Origin of the sequence: Shewanella sp. Isolate7 (assembly GCF_022398425.1) — a bacterium.
GTDB lineage: Bacteria > Pseudomonadota > Gammaproteobacteria > Enterobacterales > Shewanellaceae > Shewanella.
On record NZ_JAKEVJ010000049.1, the window covers coordinates 1 to 19,924 of the forward strand.

Consider the following 19,924-nt stretch of genomic DNA (forward strand, 5'->3'; position numbering starts at 1 on the left):
TATTATTAGAGTGCATAACAGCATGACTGCCATCATATGCGTTACTCGACAGTGAATTTATCTGCTGTAGAAACATTTGTAAACAAGCTGTTAATTCGCAATACGGGCCAAACATCATAGTGGTAGAGAGCATTTTTATGCGGAAAATATTCAATGAATACGATTGTTTCGTCGGTGAGATAGTGTGTTTTGAGTATTTATTCGAATTTTTGGCGTATTTATTTTGTAACTATGAGGGATGCTTGCCTGCGACGGGAAATTGACCTTGATTTATAAGCCATTGTAATTATTGGTTAATTGGTGTTTTATAATCGTAATAACATATAGCTAATGGTTATATATTGTTTCAATTGTTACATTTGCCCCGATACCTTGGCTGAACCTTGCCTGCATATTTGGTTGCACCTTGTCTGCATATTCGTTTCACATTGGCCGCATAGTTAGTTTCACATTGACCGCATATTGAGTGAGCACCGAGTGGCCCATGAGTTTATGTATCGGTTGGCTACTTGCCGGCGAGATAGGCTAACGAATGAATAGTGACGTTATTGGGGGCCGTGTGCTGATCCGCCCTTGGCTAACTTGCTTCGATGCGTCATGTCCCAGGGCCTGTTGATCTTCGCCGTTTGTTTTTGCAGCAGTTTGAAGGTGATTTATGCAAGGCAGAGCCCGTGTCGTGTAGTCTTCTACACAAACTGGCGATAACACCGTAGACATGGCCTACAAACGCTGCACAACGGGTTCATCTAAACGTGCGCTGCACTTTATGAAAGGCTTCCTGCCTTTCACCGCAGGCGGTCAGCTACGCTGTTAGAAATCGTTCCAGACGATTTCTTTGTTGTTCGCCATTCACATAGAATAACTATGCTTCATGGCTCTCGCCTCGCGCAAAACGCGTTTAGATTGAACAAAAATTAAACTTGAAAGATCAACAGGCCCTAGGCGGCTTATAAATAGAAAGCATGAAATAGCTAAGGTTGAAACTGCTAAGGTTGAAATAAAAAGGGCTGAAATAAGAAGGGCAGAAATAACAAAGGCACCCGGAGGCGCCTTTGTGTTGATGGCAGAACTTATCTTTACTGCTTATTAGCTAGGCTCTGATAGCCGCCGCCATTATAGGTGTTGCTATAGCCGAGTTTTATCAGGCTTTCCTGAGCGATACCACTGCGACGGCCGCTGCGGCAATAGAGCACCACAGACTGATCTTTGGCGATGTTGCGTTTGGTAAACTCTTCGGCAATGTTTTCAAAGGGAATGTTAATTGCGTTTTCCAGGTGTCCCTCGGCAAACTCCTCAGGGGTTCTGACATCGACGACCATGGCCCCTTGCTGTATATGCACCCAAGCAACCTTAGGGTTCTTCTCTTCGCCATAGCTTGGCGCAGATATGCCCATGATAGCGATAAACAGCAGCGCCATCAGGCTGATAAAAGACTTGGGTAGCATCTTATTGGCTTGTCTCACGTTGGCTCCTTGTGACTTGTGAGTTGTGAGTTGTGAGTTGTACCAATCCTAGTCAATAACTGCTCATGTTAGCTTGTTAAAACGCTCGATAAGGGCGTTATAATTTCTGATTGTAGAATAACTACTTATCGAAAATTATAGCCTGGCTATCAAGCGTTTCTCTTAGGCTGTTTCTGAGCACTTACTTACCGTGATTGGTATTATTTCATGCGAGCCAATTCCGCTTCTGTCTTGATCCCCATCTTCTTCATCAACATGGCGGCCGGGCAGAAGCCGGTAAAGGCACTTTGAAATAGATTAGCGCCTACAAAAGCCGTTAGCCAGATAAAATTGGGATGGACAAAGGCCGTGAGCAGTAAAGACAACATGACCATAAAGCCTGCAAAGGCGAAAATACTACGTTCGACAGACATACTGTATCTCCTTAAGGTTGCGGATTGACCGCGGCAAAGTATTCGGGGCGGTGGCGCATCACGGCGTAATAGAGCACGGGGATCACCACCAGGGTTAATAGGGTCGATACCAAGATGCCGAAGATCAGGCTGATGGCCAGCCCGTTAAAGATCGGATCATCCAGGATGAACAGGGCGCCAATCATGGCGGCCAGCCCCGTCAGCATGATGGGCTTGGCCCTGACGGCGCCAGAATGGATTACCGCCTGCTCGAAGGGCACGCCCGCGGCGGTTTCCTGGTTAATAAAGTCCACCAATAGGATGGAGTTACGCACGATAATCCCGGCCAGGGCGATCATGCCGATCATTGAGGTGGCGGTAAATTGGGCGCCCAGCAGGGCATGACCCGGCATTACCCCTATGATGGTGAGCGGAATAGGCGCCATGATGATCAGCGGCACGCTGTAGGAGCGGAACTGACCCACCACCAAGAGGTAGATGGCGATCATGCCCACGCCATAGGCGATGCCCATGTCTCTGAAGGTTTCATAGGTGATCTTCCACTCGCCATCCCAGAGCACGGCAATGCTGTCCAGCCCGCGAGGTTGGTTGACATAATGCTGATCGAAGCCCAGGCCGCCATCTTGATTGATGCTGCCGGCAATTTCGAACATGCCATAGAGGGGGCTGTCCAGCGGCCCTGCCATGTCGGCCACCACCATGATCATAGGGATCATGTTCTTGCGTATGATGGGGGCATCTATGGCTTGCTTACGTATGGTTATCAGCTCAGAGACGGGAACCGAGGTGCCCGATGTCGTGGTGAGTCTGAGGTTTAGCACCTGCTCGAGATCCACCTTGGCGCCTTCCTCCAGCTGCAGCTTGATGGGTACCGGGGTCTTCTGATTGGGTTTGTGCAGGTAGCTTACTGCCTTGCCGCCCACCGAGGTGGCCACCAGATCGACGATATTGCTGTAGGGTACGCCCATCAGGCTGGCCTTGGCACGGTCGATATTGACCTGCCATTTTTGCTGGGCGGCCGGTAGATAGATGTCGATATCCACCACATCCTGGGTGTCATGAAATTGCTGTTGCAGTGCCTTGGCGGCAGTTTCTCGCATCTCGGCGTTAGGGCCATAGACCTCGGCCAGAATAGGTGACCACACAGGTGGCCCAGGGGGCACTTCGACTACCTTGACGTTGGCATGATATTGCTTGGCGGTAGCTTGCAGCGCGCGGCGCACCTCAGATGCGATGCTGTGGCTGTCTCTGCTTCGCTCGCCCTTGTCGACCAGATTAACCTGAATATCGCCCAGTTCCTGGCTCTGTCTGAGGAAGTAGTGGCGCACCAGGCCGTTGAAGTTCATTGGCGCGGCGGTGCCGGCGTAGAGCTGATAGTTCTCCACCTCTTCGACTTTATCCAGCTCCTGTGCCAGCGCCTTGAGGACGCGCTGTGTCTGCTCAACCGGTGTGCCTTCTGGCATATCCAGCATCACCTGAAATTCTGACTTGTTGTCAAAGGGCAGCATCTTGAGCACGACCAGCTGTCCCACGGGCAGGGAGACGGCAATCATGATCAATAATGTGATAGCGGCGCCCAGGCCAATTCTGGCCTTACCGGCCTGCTTACCTCTGACGAAAGGCGAGATCAGGCGGGTAAAGAGCCTGAGCATGCGATCGTCCACATCCTGCTCGCCATCACAGCCTTGATGCTGCTGGCCTTTGAGCAGCTTAGTGGCTAGCCAAGGGGTGACGATGAAGGCGATAGCCAGTGAGATCAGCATCCCCATGCTGGCGTTGATAGGGATCGGGCTCATATAAGGGCCCATGAGGCCTGATACGAACGCCATCGGCATCAGCGCGGCGATCACGGTAAAGGTGGCCAAGATGGTCGGGCCGCCCACCTCATCGACGGCGACTGGGATCAGCTCGACGAAGGAGCGTTTGCCCAGCGCCATGTGCCTGTGGATGTTCTCTACCACCACGATGGCGTCATCCACCAGAATGCCGATAGAGAAAATCAAGGCAAACAGCGATATGCGGTTAAGGGTAAAGCCCCAGGCCCAAGAGGCAAACAGTGTGATCGCCAGGGTAATGATGATGGCGATGCCCACCACCACAGATTCGCGCAGCCCCATAGTGAGGAAGACCAGGATCACCACGGCCGAGGTGGCAAACACCAGCTTGAGGATCAGGGTGTTGGCCTTGTCGCCCGCCGTCTTACCATAGTTTCGCGATACCGTGATGTTCACATCATCGGGCACTAGGATGTTGTCTATCTTATCCAGGCGCTCTAGGATCACATTGGCGATATCCACGGCATTTTCGCCCGGCTGCTTACCGATGGCGATGGTGACCGCTGGATAGATAGCCGACTTATCGCCGTGCCAGGCGTGCTGGGTCGGGATGTCGCTGTTGAGGCTTATCTTGGCGATATCGCCCAGGTAAACCGGCGCGCTCTGGCCCGACTCGTCCTGATAGACGGCGACGACCAGCTGCTCAACCTCCTGCCTGGACTTTAAAAACTGCCCCGTCTGGACCTTGATCTCCTGATTGTCCTGCACCAGAGATACCGGCATCGAGACATGGTTATTGCTCGACAGGCTGCGGTTAATATCGTCATAGGTGAGGCCGTAGAAGCTCATCTTGGCGGGATCGATTCGCACGTTGAGGCTGATCTCATGGCTCCCCACGCTGTAGATCTCTCGGGTACCCGGAATGCGTTTCAGCTCGCTCTCCAGCCCCTTGGCGATGTGGGTCAGCTGCTCGGCGGATTGTGCCTTGTCTTTCGACCAGAGGGTCAGGCTGACAATGGGCACATCGTCGATGCCGCGGGGTTTTATCTGTGGCTCACCCACGCCCGCATGGCTGGCGACCTTGTCTTTGTTGGAGTAGACCTGATTGTAAAGTTTGACTATGGCCTCGTTGCGGGGAATGCCCACCTCGAAGATGGCGATGATCAGCGCGCCGTCCGGCTGCGAGAAGGAGTAGAGGGTATCTATGCCCTTAATTTGCGAGATCACCTCCTCCATGGGCTGAGTCACTAGATGCTCGACCTCGCCGGGGGTGGCGCCGGGGAAGGGGATATAGATGTCGGCAAAGGTCACATCTATCTGTGGCTCCTCCTCCTTGGGGGTCACCATGACGGCGAACAGGCCAAGCAGCAGGCCAAGCAGTGCCAGCAGTGGCGTGATGGCGCTTAGCTGGAACATGGCCGCCAGACGCCCGGAAAATCCCAGACGTTTTTGGCTGTGGTGATTATCTTGGTGTCGATCTTGCTGATTCATATCTATACGGCTCCTATTCGATCAACAGATCTAGTGTTTCAACTTCAGCAGCACTTGGTAGGCATCGACAGCTATGGTGTCGCCGTCGCTTAGCCCGGAAAGCACCTCGAAGCTATCGCCATGTTTGTTGCCCAGCCGCACCTGGTTGAGCATGAACTGGTCGTTCTGCAGCAGATAAACGGCGCTGAGTTCGTTGTTATAGATCACCGCAGACTCAGGGATGGTCAGGGTATTCCTGTTGCCTGCGTTAAAGCTGGCCTTGACCCACATGCCTGGCATCAGGTTGGGCTCCTGAGGCGGCAGGTTGATGCGGGTCTTATAGCTGTGGCTCTGGGCGTCGGCAAAAGAGAAGATGGTCAGGGCGCCCGACTCGAGTTCCTTGCCGTTAGGTAGCACTAGCTTCATCTTGGGGTTGGCGCGCAGCGCATCTATGTAACGCAGCGGCACATGGGTGACGGCGCGCATATGCTCGGTGGCAAAGCCGCTCAGCAGTGGCTGGCCCGGCGATACGGTTTCGCCCACCTCTACGTGGCGTTTGGTCACCACACCGGCAAAGGGCGCGCTGACCGTGGTGTACTGCAAAGACTCGTTCGCCTGAATGATTCTGGCTCTGGCGGCGCTAACGGCTTGGGCTGCGGCGCGGGCATTGGCGATGGCCTGATCCATGTCACCCTGGGAGATGGCGCCCTGTGGGAACAGCTGCTCATAACGTTTGCGCTGTTTCTGCGCCTCTTCGTTTTGGGCCTGGGCGCGGGCAAAGTCGGCCTCGGCGGCGGCTAGCTCGGCTCCCTGGGCCTTGCTGGTGATCTCCAGCAAGGAGGCGCCTTGGGGCACTATGTCGTTGACATCATAGTTAATCTTGATGATACGACCTGAGGTCTGCGCCGACACAGTAGCCGATTTTACCGCCTCGAGCTGTGCATCTAAGGTGATCCACTGGGGCTGAGATTGTTTGGCCAGAGTCATAGTCGGCAGGTCGTTGGCAGTCGATATCAGGCTGACGAGCGACAGCAGAATGCCGATGGAAAACGTGTGTTGTACTTGCATGGAAGATCACCTCTTAAAGCTTCATAAGAAAATTCTAATGGACTTTTTAAGCTTGTGCAATCTTTTATTAGAAAAATACGATTGAAGGGGGCGAAGATGCCTTGCCCCTTTAAAACTAATCGTTTAAGTAGTAGGTCAGGGTCGAAACTACCCTGACTTTCTTGATGCTCGGTGTATTGCTGTCGCGATTGCTGATGGTAAATTGTCCCTGAGACGCCTGCTTTATCTTGCCAAGCTGTGATGCCGAGTCTTTGGCAAACTTCTCGGCGGTCTGGCGGGCGTTTTCGGTTGCCGTCTGCACCATCTGTGGCTTGAGTTCGTTCAGGCCGGTAAAGAGAAACTCGGTACGGCCGTTGTAATCCTGATTGGAGATGGCGATCCCTTCCTTGGTCAGCTCGATGAGGTTACGTTGGGTGCCCAGCAGCAGGTCTACCCGCTTGGTATAGAGGGATACCGTGACCTGAGCGGCATAGCGATATTTAACATTGGGGTCGACATAACCCTGGGCCTGTCTGTCTTCGATGGAGGGGAGGGAACTTGAGATCTCATCTGAGGTAAAGCCCTGTTTACTCAAAAAGGCGATCACCTTATCCGTCTTGCTCTGCACCTCTTGATAGAGGGTATTGAGATCATTATCTACCTGAGTGAAGCGAATAGGCCAGATGGCGGTGTCGGCCTTGACTTCGACTTCGGCAAGCCCCTTGACCGTGACGGTTCTTTCCATGGCACGCATCTTGATGATGCTGTCGCCAAGGCTGGTGCCTAATAGGTAGAGACCGGCGCAGATAAAGCCGCCTAAGAGAATACTCGCCAGTGATTTTTGCATGAGTCAGCGTCCGAATTGCTATGAGGTAAATCCAGCATATGCTTGTTTCGTTTAGTTTTCCAGCGCCTTAGGAGTTATATCAATCGTAATAAATATTGATCATGCTAGCTTACCTCAACTCCGGATAATCTAAGTCTGTCAGCACGGCTCTTTTAGCGCCTAACGTCGTTAAAATCAACGCAATAGACCAGCTATTGTCTTATGATTTTGCCTCGTTTTGCATCTAAAATGGCCGCACTGTGTCATGAGATAATATTGCTATTATGCAAATCAAGATAGCCTTTCTTATCCAGAGTTCAGGTTAGCTTGTTAAAACGCTCGATAACTGTATGGGTATTGTTAATTGTAGAATAACGACTCTAAAAACCCTGCCTTGTTCTCAAGGTTTTTTCCTGCGCTATTTCCTTATCACATACTTAATGTGACTGGTATTAGGTTTGATTACTGGATTGCCAGAGTTCTACCTTGTTGCCATCTGGGTCGATAAACCAGCCGAAACGGCCAAATTCAGAGTCTTCGGTTTCCGCGATTAATTGGGCGCCACCCTGGGCCACCTGGGAGAGGGCTTCGTTGAGATCGTCGACGATCAGGTTAAACATAAACTCTTTGGTTGAGGGATGGAGATAATCCGTGTCTCTGCCCATGGGGGTCCAGACGCTGTAGCCGGTGGCCGCCATCGGCATCAGGTTGTTGAGGTAGAAGGCCGCGCCGCCCCAGTTCTCTACCGGCACCTGTAGGTAGGTCTTGTACCACTCGGCGAGCCGTTTGGGATCGTCACTCTTGAAAAATATGCCGCCTAGGCCAATTACTTTTGCCATCGTCCATCTGTCGTCATGGGAGCCTTGTATTAACTGTAGAAAAGTTTTTCCATAACTACAAAAAAGCCGCAGTAGACTGCGGCTTTTTGGGTATTGGTCAACAAGTTAGAACTTGTAGTTGTACTGCATAGAGTAGTAGGTGGCGTTCGAGCGCGTGGTGGCGTGAACCATGCCGGTATCTGGACCGATTGGCAGGCCGCCCGTGATGGCGCTGTGCTCGATTAGATCCACATCTTCACCGCGGATGACGGCGATACCGAAGTCCAGGCTGGCGTGCTTGCCCAGGTTATAGGTTGCACCTGCGGTGAACCACTGACGGTCAGAATCTGGGATTGAGATAGAGCTGAGTTCACCTACAACACCCTGGTCGAACATGTAACCGGCGCGCACTGTCCAGTCCTGGTTGAGGGTATAGGTGCCGCCGATGCTGAACAGCCAAGAGTCGTCCCAGGCGTAAGTTTTCAGGCTAGCCTCGGGCGCAACTGGTACACCACCTAGGGTGCCATCGGTCACAGTGATCTCTTTAAAGTCGCCCCAAGTAGTCAGCTGCGCCGTATAGTGCAGGGCAAACTTTTCGGTAAGCTGATGGAAACCCGCTACCTGGAAGATATCCGGCATAGGGATGTTGATCTCTTCGAAGGCCATATTGGCACCGGCTGCAGGATTGTACATGTCGATGTCGCCCGTCGCCTTGAAATCAGGGCTGAAGCGGTAGCTCATACCAAATCTGTGATCGGCATTGATCTCATAGACGGCGCCAACGATGCCACCAAATGCCACGCCATCGGCGTCCACATCTACCAGATCTTGTTGTGCTGGGCCAGCTTGAGTCGGTACCAGCCCGCCGCGGGTCAGGGTGCCTTGACCATAGATCACATCGACACCGGCGCCGATGCTGAAGTGGTCATTAAAGCGGTAAGAGGCGCTCAGGTTAAAGTTAAGTGTGGTGACTTCTGTCTTACCCAAAAGATCCAGCGGCGCAGGCAGGCCGTTGACCAGCTGCTGTGACATAGGCGTGGTGTCAGTGCCTGTGCCGAAGTTGCTGAACATGGCAACGCCATAGGCAAACTTGTCGTTCACCGGGCTGACATAATAGAAGTTCGGGATGATCTTGGCTTCTGCCGCATCATCCACATGGCCGTAGTGGATCTGACCCAGCGCAGAATCTATGTAGACATCTTTTACGCTGACTTCAACGTCGGCATAGGTAAGGCCCATAGAGAGCTGCTTCTCGTCAAACAGCGCCATGGCTGCTGGATTGCGAGACAGCACAGAGGCGTTGTCAGCGATCACAGCATCGCCGGCAAATGCACGGCCGACACCTGTGGCTGACTGGCTGTTGAGTTGGAAACCTGCGGCCATCGCCTGTGAGCTAGCGAGTGTGACGGCTACTGCGAGTATTGTCTTGTTGAAACGCTTCATAGTTTATTCTCGTTATTGTCGGCCCGGCAGTATGTTTATGCTTAGCATCGATGAAAAGTCACTTATACCATTCATCTTTTGCATGGCCTGTGGCGGCCGGGTCCATTTTATAATTCCCGTGCATAGTAGGGATGAGGTGTTACCTCAACAACTCCGACCAGATACAACTTTTTGTTGACTTTGTGTTAAATGCTTTGCCAGTTTTGTGCCGAGAAATGTGCGCCTGTTTGAAGAGTGGCTCGATCGAGCTATATCACGTAGGCTCTGGGTTTGGTTAAGGTTTTGCTAAAGGTTAACGGGATGTGAAATGGCAAATTGTAAGTAAAATTTTTACGGTATAAAAAAAGCGTACACTTGTACGCTTTTTTGATCTTCCGCTCATTTTTACGTCAGCAGAGTGCGAGCCCGGCCTCAAAGTTTCTGGTTAAACTGGTCGAATTGTTCGCGTGTGCTGTTTGCCGGGGCAGAGACCAGGCTAACCAAGACACCGGCAAGGGTGGCGAAGAGGAAACCTGGCAAGATCTCGTACAGATCGAAGATGCCGCCGCTGCTCTGTTTCCATAGCACGACCGTGATGGCGCCAACAAGGATCGTGGCCACGGCGCCGTTGCGGCTATAGTTACGCCAGAAGAGTGACAGAATGACCACTGGGCCAAATGCCGCGCCAAAGCCTGCCCAGGCATAGCTCACCAGACTCAGTACGCTACTCTCCGGATTCAGGGCAATGAGGCCAGAGATGACGGCTATGGTCAGCACGCCGATACGACCTATCATCATCAGCTCCTTGCTGCTGGCCTCGGGTCTGAGCCACTTCTTGTAGAAGTCTTCGGTGATCACGCTGGAGCAGACCAGTAGCTGAGAGTCGATGGTGCTCATGATGGCCGAGAGGATCGCCGCAACCAGCAGGCCACCGATCCAAGGGTTGAAGGCGGCATGGGTCAGGTGAATGAAGATGGTCTCGGGGTTGTCGATAGGCTGGTCGGCAAAGTAGAGGCTGCCCGCAAGGCCAGTTGCCAGGGCGCCCATGAGCGCGACTACCATCCAGCTCATGGCGATACGGCGTGATACCTTGAGGTCGTCGGCGCTACCAATAGCCATAAAGCGCGACAGGATATGGGGCTGACCGAAATAGCCAAGGCCCCAGGCCAGCAGAGATGCCAGGCCTATCATGGTGGTGTTGTCACTCAGCAGGGATAACATGGCGGGATCCAGGCTATGGATGCCGTTCTGTGTCTCTGGTTGGCTGAAGATGGTGACTGGCACGATAAGCAGGGCAATCAACATCAGGCAGCCCTGGAAGAAATCGGTCCAGCTCACGGCGAAGAAGCCGCCGACGAAGGTGTAGGCTACTATGATGCCGGAGCCGATAAGCAGGGCCAGGTTGTAGTCCAGACCGAACACCTTCTCGAACAGTATGGCGCCGCCGACCATGCCAGATGAGGTGTAGAAGGTGAAGAAGACTAAGATGGTGACCGCCGAAACCAGTTTAAGCACAGATTGCTTGTCTTCGAAGCGTTTTTCGAAGAAGTCCGGCAGGGTGAGGGCATTGTCGGTAAATTGGGTGTAGATCCGCAGGCGTTTGGCCACAAATAGCCAGTTGAGCCAGGCGCCGAAAACCAGGCCTATGCCGATCCAGGCTTCGCCCAAGCCGCCGAGGTAGACGGCGCCAGGTAGTCCCAGCAGCAGCCAGCCTGACATGTCGGAGGCCCCCACGCTGAGCGCGGTGACGGCCGGTCCCATGGAGCGACCACCTAGAATATAATCGTCGACAGAGTCGGTTGCTTTGTATGCCCAAAGGCCAATGCCCATCATGAGGATGAGGTAGCCGAAAAAAGTAATTAATATCGGTAATTCAATATTCATGCTTACGCCATATTGTTCTCATGCCAATGCCCTTGCAGGCCGGGATGTTAGCCCAAGGCCAATGGGGAGTGACATGTCTGTTTTAAGTGAGCCTGCTATGCTAGCAGATGTTTGAGCGCTAGCCCAAATCTGCCTTGAAATGTGATCAAGATCTGGGCTTTATCGGTCGATTAATTGCCAAACAAAGCGGAAATGTTGTGGCTTTGTTGGTCATTTAGAGGTGTTGTAGCGTGTAAGTGTTAGCTTTGGTGAGATGTGAAGAAGCCGACACTAGGCCGGCTCCTTAGATCATCTTGTCTGGCGATTTACTTTATACAGGTTCAGCTTGCGACACAGGCTCAGATCTTAGCCTCTTAGATGAAAGACTCTTTCACTTCGTCTCTGACAAAGTTCAGATCCGTCACATCTTCACCGACCAGGAGCACGTAGGCGTTGTCAGACTTGAAGCCCATTCCCTGGTAGCGATTATCGGCAAAGGCTTCTTCGAGCACCATGCGGTCTTCCAGCGGTACGATAAACAGGGTGACCTTGCCCTGCTTGCCCTGCATCACCAGATGGATACTCTTCACCCCCTGGAAGTCACAGTAGGTGCTGTAGAGTACGCGGCCGGGTTGCTCGGTAAAGCGGGCATGATTGAGGCTGGTCAGCGAGGCGAGCTGGGTATTGACCTCATCGACGCTGATATTGCGCTCACTCTTCATCGCCATCTCTTCATGATAGACATGGGCCAGGGCGTGCTGTCCCAGATCGACCGGGGCGAGGCGTAGCAGGGTGAAGCTGATCCCGGCGATGAAGGCGATAGAGGCCACCAGTGCCAGAGTAAAACCTGTCTTGCGGCGCTCCACCTGATGTTGATGCAGCTGCTGGTTGAGTAGCAGCTTAGCCTCGAGATCCTCAGGCACTTCTACCTTCAGGGCGGCCTCGAGCTTCTTGTCTAGTAGTTTGAGATCGTTAACAAACGCGGTGCGCTTGCTCGACTCATGCATCGACGCAAGAAATTCGTCGTCTTGACGATTTGGATTTTCATAGGCCTCGCGGCGGAATTTGAGCTCATCCATTGGAGCGCCCCCTGGTTTGCGTGTCATCGAGTATATCTTTCAGCTGATTTCTGGCGCGAAATAAGCGAGTCATTACGGTATTACGATTCAGATCTAAGATGTCGGCGATCTCTTCACCGCTAAAGCCACCGATCACCTGTAGGATAAGGGGCTCACGGTATTCGGCCTCAAGCTTGGCGATCTGACGCCTGAGCATATGCTGCTCCATGCTCTCCTCGCTGGAGGCGGAGATATGGTCGGCGATATCGGCCTGCTCCACATCCGAGTAGTCGAACTGTTTACGCTCGAAGCGGCGGGCGTTCTCACGCCTCAAAATGGTGATCAGCCAAGCCTTGGCGGCCTTATCGTCTTTTAATGACTCAAGGGAGCGCCATGCACGTAAAAAGGTTTCCTGGGTGATATCTTCGGCGATATGTTTATCCCCGCACAGCCAAAAGGCGTAGCGGAATAGGTCGCCATGAAGTGCCCTGACAAGGCTATCGTATCGTCGTTGTTTATTCAGCATGTCTCTATTGACCGACTTTTTCGGTTTTTTATTTCGTATCACGCTAAACATTTTTTACTCGCAGCATAGAAAGGAGGTAAGGCGCGTCAATTGTTTCGACTAAGTTAACGCCATTGGCGCGCCTGAGGCAAGTTGTTAGAGGGGATTTAACGGGCTTAAGGCAGATTGTGTGCTGTGTGGCGCCGCTTTGGGGGCTTTTTTCACCGCGCGGATCACCTTTTCACAGTCTAGCCCCTGGCCATCGGGGCTGTATCCCTGACGCTGTATGGCTTGGATCGCCAGGTCTAGCTCGCAGCTAAGGGCCGCGATATCTGTCAGGGTCAGCGGCTTGCCCGCCTGTTGGCTTATGTGACGCTGCAGGGCAACCAGCGCCTCGCCCGTCTTGCCTTGGCGGCAGGCGGTTTCAAATTGGCGCAGCGCATCTGAGTCCATGGGCGCAGGGTTTGCAGCGTTCCTGTTTGCGTTGCTCGGCACGGCGCGATAACGATAGCCCTGGTAGTGGCGATACCACAAGAGCATAGTCGCCAACCATAGCAAGGCAAACAGTGCGCTGATGCCGGGCCAATAGTTTGTTGTAGCGGCCTGAGCATCTGGCGTCACGACCAGCGGACTCTGCTGGCTTGCGCTTGCCGGTGCCACACTGATGGTGCGGGCGGGCAGGGTGGCAAATTCCTGTTTCTGGCTGCGGCTGTTCCACCAGGGAATGCGGATAGCGGGCAGGGTATAGCTACCTGGCTGAGTCGGCACTATGGCTGTGGTCTGGTTGAGCTGGGCTACCACCTGTTTCTCACGCACATAGGTCTTGCGTTGAGGCTTTTCCGGATAGACCTTAAAGGATTCTGGTAGATCTAGGGTGATCCCCGGCAGGCTGGTATCGTCGGCGTTGGAGGCCAGCAGGCTGATGTTACGCGTTATGGGCACGCCGACCTGGTATTGGGCATCTTTCTTCCAGTCCTCTTTTAACACCACGAGATCGCTCACCAACCAGTCACCCTGATAAGTCGCGGGGATGGGCAATACCTCGATGTCGCTCGGGGCGGCCTTGGCCTGCATGGGGCGGCTCTCGTTAAAGGAGAACATGCCGCCGCGGCGGGAGGATTCGACTAACACATCGCCGGAGAAGCTGGCGCCGGCAAGCGACAGCGTGCCTGGCTTATCGGCGATCAGGCTATAGGTTCGCTCGATCACCCGGTAGCGGCGACCATCGATGATCTCTGTGCCGTCGATGTCGTCCCCCAGTTGTTTGAGCTGAGCGCCTTCGACATTGGGCGCGCTGAGTACGCCGCGTTGCAGCTCGACGCCCAGGTAAAGCTTCACCTTATAGGTGATTAGTTGCCCCACATAGGCGGTCTCGGTGGAGACGCTGCTGCGGATAAACAGGTTCTTCATCTGCTCGGGTTGGCTACCGGGGGCCGCCACCTTGAGTTCTATAGGAGCAGAGCTGACGTTGTCTATGGTCATGGCGGGGATGATCACTGTGCCGGTTTTCTTGGGGGCAAGCAGGATCTGCCAGCGGGTCTCCTTGCTGGCGTCGAAGTTCATGATCTGGGTGCTGCGGCTGACACTGGTGCGTCCGACGATGAAGTCTTTTAGCAACCCACTGGTGTCCAGGCTGGCGTTGTCTACATCGTCATCGGCCTTGATGCTAAGCACCAGATATTCCCCCTGGATGGCGGGGTTTCTGTCTACCGAGGTTTCTACTTTGGTTAAGGCAGAGGCTGGCGCTGACAGGCTGAGTGCCAAACAGGCTAAGGTCAAAAAGCGTCGTATTACCACTGTTGATTGTCCTTTATGGTCGCGCCCTGACGGCGGCGTTTTTGATATTCCAGTTGCATCTTGTTGCGCAGCAAGACCTGAGGGTCATCGACCACCCCTGAGAGGGCGCGCTGCATCTCGGGGGGCAGATCCTCTGGCGCAATCGCATTGGTTAGGGCCGCAGCAGGTTCGCCTTGTTCATCCGACTCGCCTGCTTGTCCCTGGGTCATCTTGCTTGCCTGAGCTTGGTCTTGCCCCATCTGTTGTCCGGCATCGCTTTGACTCGCATTAGTATCCGCTTGGTTACTGGCGTCCTCTTGGTTATTGGCCTGTTGAGCCGGATCGGCGCTCATCTGAGCATCATTTGGCGTGCCTGATTGTTGCTTACCTTGGGACGGGTTATCCTGACCGGCATTTTGCGAGCCTTGCTGTTGTGATGTCTGGCCATCCTTTTCTTGAGCGTTTTGCTCCTGTGAGCCATCGCCTTGAGAGCTATCGCCTTTTGAGTCGTCGCCAGATTGCTGGTCGCCATCGCTGGTCTGTGGGCTCTGCTCCTGGCCGCTACCCTGTTGTCCGTTCGCGTCCTGGCCTTTGTTTTGGTCAGAATTATTTTGATCAGTGTTATTTGGGTCAGAGTCATCTTGGGACTGATTCTGATCAGACTGCTGCTGATCCGATTGACCTTGGTTATCTTGCTGCTGTTTAAGCTGCTCAGCCAACTCAAGGTTTTGTTTAGCCTGGTTGAGCTGGGGATCTTTATCCAGTGCCTGTTGATAGCGCTCGATGGCTTTGTCGAGTTCATTTAGCTGCATCAGGCTGTTGCCCTGATTAAACAGGCCACTTGCCGAATCATCTTGCTCGAACAGTTCCAGTGCCTGCTGATAGTCGCCACTCTTATACAGGGAGGAAGCCTTCCATTGAGGCGAGTCAAACTGCTTGGCCGCCGCTTGGTAGTCCTGCGCCTGATAGGCCTGCATGGCCCGCTGATCGTCAGTGGAAAACGGATGTTGCCAGCTGGCAGCCTGCGCCTGTGGGCTAGGGGAGAGGAGCATCAGGCAGGCCAGAGCGGCCAGGGCATGCCTAAAGCTCAGTAGCGCCGGCAGCAGCAGGAGCAGCGCCAGATAGGGGCCGAGATCTTGCCAGGCTTCCCCTTGGCGATCTGACGTCTTGGCATCGCTTTCCTGGCTCAGGCTCTGCGTCAGAGCCTCGAGATCTTTGCCATCGGCGCGGTAGGCAAATAACTTGCCACCACTCTCGCCAATCAGGCTGCCAAGATCATTGAGATGGGTTTGACTGACCACCACCTGATCACTTTTGCCGCGCATCAGTTGCCCATCTGGCAGGCGGATGGCCGCGCCCTGGGCCGTGCCCATGGCGATGATAGAGAGGCGATACTGGGTATCTTCCAATATAGACTTGGCCTCGCCGATCTGCTCTGGCTCGACGCCGTCGGCCAGCAGGATGATCTCACCCTTGAGATGACCGCCTTGTACCAGTAGCTGCTTGGCCTGCTTGAGCGCCGCAGGCAGATTCGACCCCAGCACGGGCATGATCTCCGGCGACAGCGTCGGTAACAGGTTTAGCAGGGTAGATTGGTCTCGGGTCAGTGGGCTGATGGTAAAGGCATCGCCGGCGTAGGCGACCAGGCCTGTCTCGCCCTCCTTGAGGCTCTTGATGAGATCCGTTGCCTTAAACTTTGCCTGAGTTAACCGGTTAGGAGCCAGATCGGTGGCGTACATGGACAGCGACATATCCATGACGATCACCCGGCCCAGGTTGGACTCGAATACCGGCAGCTTCTGCTTGGTCAGCGCCGGGCCTGATAACGCCAAGATGCCCACGAGCCAGATAAAGGCGACTAGGCCAAGGTGTTGTTTCTTGTTGGCCGCTGGGCCACTCACCAACACCTTAGCCAGATGCGGCGCGATATAGCGATTCCAGCTCGAGGCTTGATGCTGCTGGCGTCTTTGTAGCCAGAGCAGCAGGGTCAATGGAATGAGGGCCAGCAGCCATTCGGGACGGAGAAAATGGATCATGAGGCGCTCCGTGGGAAACGTTGAACTAAGGCCTGCACGGCAGCTAGGCCGCTTAACATCATGAGAACCGTTATCAGCAGGGCGACAGCCAAGGGATAATAGAAGAGCTCGGCCTGTGGACGATAGCTGAGTTGGTCGCTGTCGGTGGGCTCGAGTTTGTCTATTTCCTGATAGATCTGCTCCAGCTCATCCGAGTTGCGCGCCCGGAAATAGCGCCCCTGGGTTTTCTGTGCCAGCAGGGTGAGCTGTGCCTCGTCAAGATCCATCGACGGATTGACGCGCTCCTTGCCAAACAGGGTACGGCGCTCCATCACCTCGGCGCCCACCCCTATGGTGTAGATGGTCACGCCTCGCTTGGCGGCGATATCGGCGGCCTGCTCGGGCGTAATGCTCCCCGAGTTATTTGAACCGTCGGTGAGCAGGATAAGCACCCGGTTGCTCTGCTCGGCCTTGTCGAAGCGTTTAACCGCAAGGGCGATGGCCTCGCCAATGGCGGTCTGCTTACCGACCAGACCAATTTGCGCCTCGGTAAGGAACTGGGCCACCGAGCGTCTGTCCTGGGTGAGCGGCGCTTGCAGATAGGCGTGATCGGCAAATAGGATGAGCCCCAGCTTATCGCCCTTACGGCGCTCGATAAACTCGCTCATCACCCTCTGTACCATGGTAAAGCGATCGACCGTCTTTCCGTTTAACACCATATCTTCTATCTGCATACTGCCCGACAGATCCACCGCCAGCATGAGGTCACGCCCCTTGCTCGGCAGCTCGATGGCGTCGCCAACCCATAGGGGGCGGGCGACGGCGCAAACCAGCAGCGTCCACACCAACCAATAGGGCCAGCGACTGCGGTTAGGGGAATTATCGAGTGTGAGGGTCTGCGCCTCACCGACGCCGGGCATCTGCAGATGCCCGCCAACCGTTTGCTGTGCTTGTTTGCTACGGCGAAAGATTAAGGGAAGCGGCAATAAAACCAGCAGCCAAGGCCAGGCTAGTGTGAACATAATGCCTCCTTGTCAGCCTTTAGCGGCAGCGCCTGCTGAAGCCAGACTTTGGCGCCGCTCAAAAGTTGTGTGGCTTCCTCGTGCGTGAGGTTCGCGGACTGATAACGCTTCTCCAAGAGGCTTGGCAGCTTAGGGTCCATGGTCGGTAGCTGGGCGCTTAGCCAGGCATACCAGTCGTCTCCCTGTAGGGAGGCGACCTGTTCGCGAGGCAGATAGCTCATGGCGCTGCGTTTAAGCAGGCTGTTGACCGTGAGTGCTAACTGGGGATCATCGGGTGTTACTGCTGCAAGAAGCTTTAGCGCCTCGCGTTTGGCCGCCAGCTGCTTGCCTCTGCGTTTGACATAGATGAACAGGGCGGCGATCAGGATAATCAGTAGCAGAGCTACGAGGTAATAGCCGTAGGCGAGGGGCCAGAATCCGATAGGCTCAGGGGTGATGATATCCTGCATCTTGGCTAGTGCAGGTTGACTTGCCGCTTGCATCTACCTTAGGGCTCCGATTTGTTGGTTTAACGGCTGGGCCGCGTCGATGCGTCTTGGCCGTGCGTTGATCTGATCCATCATGGTGATAAATCCCTGTTGCTGTTTTTGTTGCTGATTGAGCCAGGCATCGTAGCTGCGCCTGTCCAGCATCAGCTCCTTATCGCCATCCCTGACCGGGAATTGGAACTGTGGTGGCAGCTTAAGGGGGCCTTGCCTGAGGGGATCTGTGATCAGAAAGGCGCCGATATCACAATGGCGTTTTAGCTCGCTCAGTGGCCCCAGACACTGGGGGCTGAAATGGCTGCCGTCACTGATGATCCAGATAAGCGAACCGGGTTTGGCGATCCGTCTCAGGCGTTGGCAGGCCTTGAAGATATGCTCAGGCTGTTTCACTGGCTGATCGAGCTGGCTCAGTTGCCGCTGGTGCACCTGCTCCATGGCCGAGATGAGTGCCAGCATGCCACCCTGGCGGCGACGAGGCTTAAGTTCAAGGTGTTCGGTTTCACAGGCGATCAGGGCGCCGAGGCGATCGCCGTGACCGACGGCCGCCCAGCCCAAGGTCGCGGCCAGGTGCGCCGCCTGCACCGACTGCAGCATAAGGCTGGAGCCGAAATAGAGGCTATGGCTGAGATCCAGCAGTAGCAACACCGGACGCTCGCGCTCCTCGACAAACAGCTTGGTATGGGCCTTGCCGGTTCTGGCGGTCACCCGCCAGTCTATGGTGCGCACGTCGTCGCCGCTCTGGTAGTGGCGCACCTCGGCAAACTCCATTCCCCGTCCCTTGATGCTGCTGGCTTTATGGCCGGCCAGCGCCGCTCGCGCCTTGGTCTTGCGTTCGGGCAGAGCCCTGGCGATATTCTGGCAGGCTAACAGCTCTTTCTGGTTGAGGGAGACGCCATCGGCAAATAGCGGTAAGGCCTTCTGTTCCATTAAGGCACCGCTACCTGACTGAGAATATGGTTAATCACCTGATCGCTGCTCACTCCTTCGGCCTGTGCCTGATAGCTAAGGAGCAGACGGTGGCGCAGCACATTTGGCACCACGGCTTGAATATCTTCCGGGGAGACAAAGTCGCGCTCCATCAGCCAGGCCCGGGCGCGGGCGCAGCGCTCAATGGAGATGGTCGCACGTGGGCTGACGCCATATTCCAGCCAGCTCGCCAGCTCGTCACTGTATTGTTGTGGCTGACGGGTGGCCATCACGATATTGACAATATATTGCTCCAGCGGCTCGGCCAGATAGATGTCGAGCGCAGCCTTACGGGCGGCGAACACTTGCTCCTGGGCGATGGGCTCGACCCTTGGCAGTTCCTGAGTGATGGCCTCGCTGCGCGACAGGCGCATGATCTCAAACTCTGTTGCGGCACTGGGGTAGTCCAGATTTAGGTGCATCAGGAAGCGATCCAGCTGCGCCTCGGGCAGGGGATAGGTGCCCTCGTTTTCCAGCGGGTTTTGAGTTGCCATCACCAGAAACAGCTTTGGTAGCTTGTAGCTTTGTTTGCCGACGGTGACCTGACCCTCGGCCATGGCTTCCAACAGCGCCGATTGCACCTTGGCCGGCGCGCGGTTGATCTCGTCGGCCAAGATCAGGTTATGAAAGATAGGACCTGCCTCAAACTCGAAGGTGGCCGTCTGCGCACGATAGATGTCGGTGCCGGTCAGATCTGCTGGCAATAGGTCAGGTGTAAACTGGATGCGGTGGAAATCCCCCTCTACCCCATCGCTGAGCGCCTTCACCGCGCGGGTCTTGGCCAGACCCGGTGGCCCCTCAACCAGTAAGTGACCATCGGCAATCAGTGCGATCAATAAGTTTTCGGTAAGAGTGGGTTGACCCAGGATCACTTTATCCAGGTATTCACGTAATGCATGAAATCGACTTAAGGGCATGATGCTACTCGGTATTATCTATTGTGTGAGCTGTAGACAGCGTATCGGGTAAAAAATTCAGTGATAAACGGCTTACCGCAACC

The 19,924-nt window shown here is 54.6% G+C and carries 16 protein-coding genes; all 16 read right to left on the reverse strand.

Going from position 1 to position 19,924, the window contains the following annotated elements:
• Positions 1–1,076 precede the first annotated feature (1,076 nt).
• The 16 genes from L1D47_RS13395 to L1D47_RS13470 all read right to left on the reverse strand — a co-directional run bounded on the left by L1D47_RS13395 (position 1,077) and on the right by L1D47_RS13470 (position 19,841).
• A complete protein-coding gene (locus tag L1D47_RS13395; RefSeq protein WP_239885537.1) occupies positions 1,077–1,418 on the reverse strand; it encodes a rhodanese-like domain-containing protein in 342 nt (113 codons plus the stop codon).
• A 245-nt stretch (positions 1,419–1,663) separates the two neighbouring features.
• Positions 1,664–1,876 carry a DUF2892 domain-containing protein gene (locus L1D47_RS13400; protein ID WP_033537722.1) on the reverse strand — a complete coding sequence of 71 codons (213 nt, stop codon included), beginning with the start codon at positions 1,874–1,876 and terminating at the stop codon, positions 1,664–1,666.
• Between the two features lie 11 nt (positions 1,877–1,887).
• On the reverse strand, positions 1,888–5,142 hold the full coding sequence (locus L1D47_RS13405; RefSeq protein ID WP_239885508.1) for an efflux RND transporter permease subunit: 3,255 nt from the start codon (positions 5,140–5,142) through the stop codon (positions 1,888–1,890).
• Positions 5,143–5,172: 30 nt separating this feature from the next.
• Positions 5,173–6,189, reverse strand: a complete 1,017-nt coding sequence (locus L1D47_RS13410) for an efflux RND transporter periplasmic adaptor subunit (RefSeq protein WP_239885510.1) — start codon at positions 6,187–6,189, stop codon at positions 5,173–5,175.
• 115 nt (positions 6,190–6,304) lie between these two features.
• Positions 6,305–7,015 carry an SIMPL domain-containing protein gene (locus L1D47_RS13415; protein WP_041509441.1) on the reverse strand — a complete coding sequence of 237 codons (711 nt, stop codon included), beginning with the start codon at positions 7,013–7,015 and terminating at the stop codon, positions 6,305–6,307.
• A 431-nt stretch (positions 7,016–7,446) separates the two neighbouring features.
• Positions 7,447–7,833: a VOC family protein gene (locus tag L1D47_RS13420; RefSeq protein WP_239885512.1), complete on the reverse strand. Its 387-nt coding sequence runs from the start codon at positions 7,831–7,833 to the stop codon at positions 7,447–7,449.
• Positions 7,834–7,938: 105 nt separating this feature from the next.
• Positions 7,939–9,255, reverse strand: a complete 1,317-nt coding sequence (locus tag L1D47_RS13425) for an outer membrane protein transport protein (protein WP_239885514.1) — start codon at positions 9,253–9,255, stop codon at positions 7,939–7,941.
• Between the two features lie 411 nt (positions 9,256–9,666).
• Positions 9,667–11,118, reverse strand: a complete 1,452-nt coding sequence (putP, locus tag L1D47_RS13430; protein WP_041509444.1) for a sodium/proline symporter PutP — start codon at positions 11,116–11,118, stop codon at positions 9,667–9,669.
• Positions 11,119–11,471: 353 nt separating this feature from the next.
• Complete coding sequence (locus L1D47_RS13435; protein WP_239885515.1) at positions 11,472–12,176, reverse strand: DUF3379 domain-containing protein; 705 nt, start codon at positions 12,174–12,176, stop codon at positions 11,472–11,474.
• A complete protein-coding gene (locus L1D47_RS13440; protein WP_239885517.1) occupies positions 12,169–12,732 on the reverse strand; it encodes a sigma-70 family RNA polymerase sigma factor in 564 nt (187 codons plus the stop codon). Before L1D47_RS13440 ends, L1D47_RS13435 begins: the two co-directional genes overlap by 8 nt.
• A gap of 84 nt (positions 12,733–12,816) precedes the next feature.
• Positions 12,817–14,457, reverse strand: coding sequence for a BatD family protein (locus L1D47_RS13445; RefSeq protein WP_239885519.1), 1,641 nt, complete (start codon positions 14,455–14,457; stop codon positions 12,817–12,819).
• Positions 14,451–16,472 (reverse strand): VWA domain-containing protein, encoded by a 2,022-nt coding sequence (locus tag L1D47_RS13450; RefSeq protein ID WP_239885521.1) that lies wholly within the window; start codon positions 16,470–16,472, stop codon positions 14,451–14,453. The genes L1D47_RS13445 and L1D47_RS13450 overlap by 7 nt, the downstream gene beginning before the upstream one ends.
• Complete coding sequence (locus L1D47_RS13455; protein WP_239885523.1) at positions 16,469–17,473, reverse strand: VWA domain-containing protein; 1,005 nt, start codon at positions 17,471–17,473, stop codon at positions 16,469–16,471. The genes L1D47_RS13450 and L1D47_RS13455 overlap by 4 nt, the downstream gene beginning before the upstream one ends.
• On the reverse strand, positions 17,461–17,955 hold the full coding sequence (locus tag L1D47_RS13460; RefSeq protein WP_239885525.1) for a DUF4381 domain-containing protein: 495 nt from the start codon (positions 17,953–17,955) through the stop codon (positions 17,461–17,463). The genes L1D47_RS13455 and L1D47_RS13460 overlap by 13 nt, the downstream gene beginning before the upstream one ends.
• Positions 17,956–18,885, reverse strand: coding sequence for a DUF58 domain-containing protein (locus L1D47_RS13465; RefSeq protein ID WP_239885527.1), 930 nt, complete (start codon positions 18,883–18,885; stop codon positions 17,956–17,958).
• On the reverse strand, positions 18,885–19,841 hold the full coding sequence (locus L1D47_RS13470; protein WP_239885529.1) for a MoxR family ATPase: 957 nt from the start codon (positions 19,839–19,841) through the stop codon (positions 18,885–18,887). The genes L1D47_RS13465 and L1D47_RS13470 overlap by 1 nt, the downstream gene beginning before the upstream one ends.
• Between the last annotated feature and the right edge of the window lie 83 nt (positions 19,842–19,924).